The 4,282-nt window shown below is 57.4% G+C and carries 3 protein-coding genes; 1 reads left to right on the top strand and 2 read right to left on the bottom strand.

Translation table 11 applies throughout. The features are described 5' to 3' along the window. Window positions 1–239: 239 nt before the first annotated feature. A complete protein-coding gene (locus F758_RS0142675) occupies window positions 240–527 on the top strand; it encodes a hypothetical protein (protein ID WP_024513469.1) in 288 nt (95 codons plus the stop codon). 638 nt (window positions 528–1,165) lie between these two features. On the opposite strand, the gene F758_RS0142665 is transcribed toward F758_RS0142675, so the two are convergent. Both F758_RS0142665 and F758_RS0142660 read right to left on the bottom strand, forming a co-directional pair. Further along, entirely contained in the window at window positions 1,166–2,563 is a 1,398-nt protein-coding gene (locus tag F758_RS0142665) for a DUF1254 domain-containing protein (RefSeq protein WP_024513467.1), read from the bottom strand. A 275-nt stretch (window positions 2,564–2,838) separates the two neighbouring features. Next, window positions 2,839–3,840: a hypothetical protein gene (locus F758_RS0142660; protein WP_245286785.1), complete on the bottom strand. Its 1,002-nt coding sequence runs from the start codon at window positions 3,838–3,840 to the stop codon at window positions 2,839–2,841. Window positions 3,841–4,282 lie beyond the last annotated feature (442 nt).

Genomic DNA, 4,282 nt, shown 5'->3' with positions numbered 1-4,282 from the left:
AAAACCGGATGGAACGAGCGCTGGTCGTCATCACGTTGAGCATGGTCACGGTTGTCGCGAGCATCGTTCTGCTTGTGATCCAGCATGGAGCGGACGCGGCTGTGACAATGACGGCGCCGCTGCAATAGCCACTCGCCGGACCAGAGGCTCCTACTTCGGGCTGTTCCGGTTGCGGGCCCCGGCCTCCTAGGCACGCCGGGGCCTCGCTTTTGTCGGCGCAAGCGGTCACTGGTGATCCCATGAAGCGCATCAAGCCAGGGCGAACACCGCTCCGCCCCGATAGCACGCTGATGACAGACGACGACTTCCGGGCGATCCGAGATCAGATCACCGCTTTCGACGACATCGAATGGATCGACGACGCCACTCGGGACCTCGTTGTGAGGTTCATGCCCGATCTGGTGAGCCGATTGCCGGAAAAACGGACCGAGACGTTCGAGCAGGCTTTTGGCCGGATGCGGGCCAAGGCGAAGCGGAAGGTCACGGCTAAGGATCGGCCAAAGCGGAATAGCTTGGTCAAGCGTTGATCGGTTCGGACGGGGCGGCAATTCCGACAATTATCCACGCCAAGCGAAGCCGCCAAAAAAGAACCTCCCTTTCGGGAGGTTTAGGAGATCATCACTATCGCGCGGGCAGAAGGAGCAGCCCCAACGCCGCAGGTGGATCATGTCGCGCTGGCGCTGGGGTCTGCTCCTCGTCGGCGAGTGCAGCGCCGACTACGCCGTGAACGGCGCAGACGCCGAGACGTTCCGCGGAACTCGTCGGAACCCCCGTAATCCGCACGGGGTGATCCTGCCGCTTCTCCGGATACCGTGCGCGCAATGTCGGCCATCGCTCCGGACGTGTGACAGGGCGATCGGAAGAGCTGATAGAGAACGGCTCGTTGACCTGCTTGATTTGGATGCGGCCGTCTTGCACCGGCTCGACGGCGTTGGCCAGCTCTATCAGCTCGCGCGCGGCGCCATCGGGATCGGCGTGGGGACGATCCGGAGGCGAATTTCATGCTGCGGCCTTATCTGCTTCGTACCCCCGCGCAACAGGCGCGCCCCCCGGATAGCTTGATAGCTTTCGCAGGCGATGTCCCCTGCACACCGAAATGGGACATAGATGTCACTTCGGGAATGGGCCAATAGCGGAGTGCACCACCTTGGGATTGGCTCCCGCTTCATTGGACCCGCACGATTGGCGCAGGCTTCCAAGTTCCGTTGAGCGCTTCCTCTTTCGGCCAGTAGAGCCGCATAACCATGTAGATCGGGCCATCGGGCGCAGGCAGCCAGTTTGCTTCCTTGTCATTGCCAGGCGATTTGTTTTGAACGTATATCGTCAGCGAGCCGTCGGCATTCTTCTTGAGGTCTGGCAACATCGGTGAATTGATCAAATACCGATTGATGGGGTTTTCGATCAGCAACTGTGTCTTCCCATCATACATGGTAATCGACCAGAACGCGTTGACCGGCGGATATGCGTCAGCTGGAAACGTGATGGTGTATGTATGCTGACTTCCGTCGAGCTTCTGTCCGAGATTGTCCACTACGGCCAGGGGATACATCGCCTCAACCGCATCGTTGCCGTAGATGCCCGCGAGTGCGGCTGCTGCCCGGAGTGTGAAATCGCCGTGGTAAAAGGCGCGGTCGCCAAAGGCGGAGCCGACCCGCCAGCCATTTTCGGACTTTCCAATCTCATCCTTCTGCTTGACGATTGCCTCATAGCCTTCCTTGATGCCGAGTTCAGTAGCCACCTTGTCATCTCCTAGACCCGGTAGCGAGTACGTAGCACCCGGAGAAATGCCGATCTTGGCGAATTTGGCACGCAACTCGGTCTCCGCCGGTACAGTCGGCGCGAATTGCAGAAGGAAATTGAGGTAGGAAAACGCTTCTTGCTTAAACGCATCATCCGAGAAGGGTGGGAAGTTTGGCAGTGGCAATGCGGGTGGCGCTGGCTCGTTGAGAAATTGCGATAGTGGCTGAGCCTTGTATTGAGCCTGAATTTTCCTGACGTTCTCGATGTCAGCCGGATTGAAGAGTTGGGTGCGGAAGATCACAAGTCCAAACTGGGTTGCGCTCTTGAATATCTTGGCTACACCGTTTGGCATTTCACCGGACCAATTTGGCCCGGCGATCATGTAACATCCCGCAGCATTGCCGGTGGCGCGACTTCCGACATAGCCATAGTTGAAAGAATACATGTCGGTCAGTTGAACCGAATAGTAACGGCCCTTCTCTATCTCCGGCACGCAAAATACGATCGGCTCGGCCCGCAAATCGACTTGAAGCATCGAATATGGGGTATCGCTGTTCGGCGTCACGATGGCCGTATCTTTCGGCGTGAAAACGCGGCCTTCGTTGATAATTTGATTAAACGGCCCCTTGTACTGCGATGATTTCTTGTCGATGTTGAACTCATACATTGCCTTGTAGGCGGCGATCATCGGAAAGGCGTAGATGTAAGCTTCTTTTGAAATTTCATAGGCTTCGATGCGGCTTCCCGTTTGAGCTTTGGCTGTGTGCCCTTGCATCAAAACGGCAGCGAGACAGACCGAGAGCACGGAGTACTTGTTAATCATAACTATCCCCCGATATTTGGGCCGAACCTCAAGACGAACTTAATTAAGGCTGAAACTGGTATCGCGCTCGTGAGAAGTCAATCGCGCCGATGGTCGCCTTTGGGTCACAAAGATGGTCGAGGCAAGCGCCGGGCAAGTCTGCTCGAACCGGGACAGCCGACGTACTGCCAGCCTGATTGCTGTTCGGCTCAGGGCCAGACCCGGACGTTGAAGCCGGGGATGTAGCTAGGATCCAAGCGGCGCAAGGGCGTTGCGGAGCGATCAGCTCGCGCTGCTCAGTTGCGCACGAAATAGAGCGGTGTCCTGAGTGTCAGCTGGTAGGCGGGTTTTGGCATCCACATGATCTCTGCCGTCACGCCAAGTAGCCGGTTGTCATTGTCATCCATGCGGTCGAGATCGAATCGAGCGACCGGCTCGGTGAAGGGCTTAACGTGCGCGAGATTCAGAAGCTCAAGGCCGCCGAACGACTGCACGCCAACGCGGCCCGTGAATTTCCAATTGTTCGGCCATTGGTAGTAACCGCCGACATAGCCGATGATGCTCGAATGGATCCTTGCCAACGGCGTGGCGACCTCAACGCGTACGTCTTGAACGCCGGCGAGCAATCCGCGGGTTTCGTCCTTGTCGAAGGCGTAGTCGAATTCGAAAATGTTGTTGAACGTCGTCGTGGCAAGTGACCCATTCGGAATCGCCTGTGTAATGGTCGATTGCCAGGTCAAGGTTGGAAGCGAGCCCCCGTTCTGTTTATAGACGTCGGCCTGAAATCCGATGTTCCAGCTCGTAATTGCCACAGGTGACCAGCCGGTCAAGGTGGTACTGGTCGAGCTGGCTGACACACCGGCGTAAAGTGACACACTATCGGTCACATCGACGGTCATCGGAAGATCGACAACGACAGCCCGAGCCGCTGGCAGCGTCGAGCTGACCGAACTTGCCGGAAGGCTATTGGCCCTGGATAGCGCAAGTGATTGCAATGCCGTGACCAGAGCCGAATTGCCAAATCCAATCGGCAGCGAGCCGGCGGGTACACTGGCGTAGGCTGTTCTCATATCGAGGTAAATGTTGGGGGTCTTGGATGCCTCATTCGAGGAAGCATCGTCATCGTCATTGGCAAGGGCATGGCAGGTGATGCAGATGCTGAGGGCACCAGCGAGAGCTGCCTTCAGGCAGGCTGAAGGAATGGCGCCTATCCGGGTTCGAACCCTCGCAGCAACCTGCACCACGCTCTCCCCGAACAAATGAGATGCCAGCGAGCCAATGCAGGCAACGAAGGACAAGCATCCTAACGGTGCTCAGCAGTCTAGCCCGGTCCGGTCACGCCAGCAATTGATCGGGAACGTTCATTGAGGAGTCTGACCTTTTGGCAACACTACCTGGCCGACCGTAAATCAGTCGATTTATTGATAAAGGTCGGCTGTCGCCTCGCGCCGAGGCCTCGCCAACTTCGACGTCCGCGTTTCGCGCACTTGGAGAAGTGATCGGTGATAAAACGCTCGTTCAGCTCTATTTCGAACCGCGACAGAGGAATGAAATCGAATCACGTCCTGGCTCACACTGAGTGCGATACCTAGTTCAGCGAGCCGAACCCAGCGCGGCATCAGCAAATGAGAAAAGTCGGATAGAGCGTAAGCGGCCCTCTGGCCGCACGGCGCTGAGGGCTTGATTTCCCGCCGGAAGGCGTCAGGCGGCGAGTTTGGCGGCCGAATGTTCTGCCCAAGC

The sequence above is a fragment of the Bradyrhizobium sp. ARR65 genome (assembly GCF_000472385.1).
Lineage (GTDB): Bacteria > Pseudomonadota > Alphaproteobacteria > Rhizobiales > Xanthobacteraceae > Bradyrhizobium.
Note: the sequence above shows the minus strand (reverse complement) of the source record. Positions and strands in the feature narration are given on the sequence as shown.

What these genes read in the sequence shown, in the direction of transcription:
- F758_RS0142665 (WP_024513467.1), bottom strand. Translation starts at nt 2,563, where the DNA reads ATGATTAACAAGTACTCCGTGCTCTCGGTCTGTCTCGCTGCCGTTTTG.
- F758_RS0142675 (WP_024513469.1), top strand. Translation starts at nt 240, where the DNA reads ATGAAGCGCATCAAGCCAGGGCGAACACCGCTCCGCCCCGATAGCACG.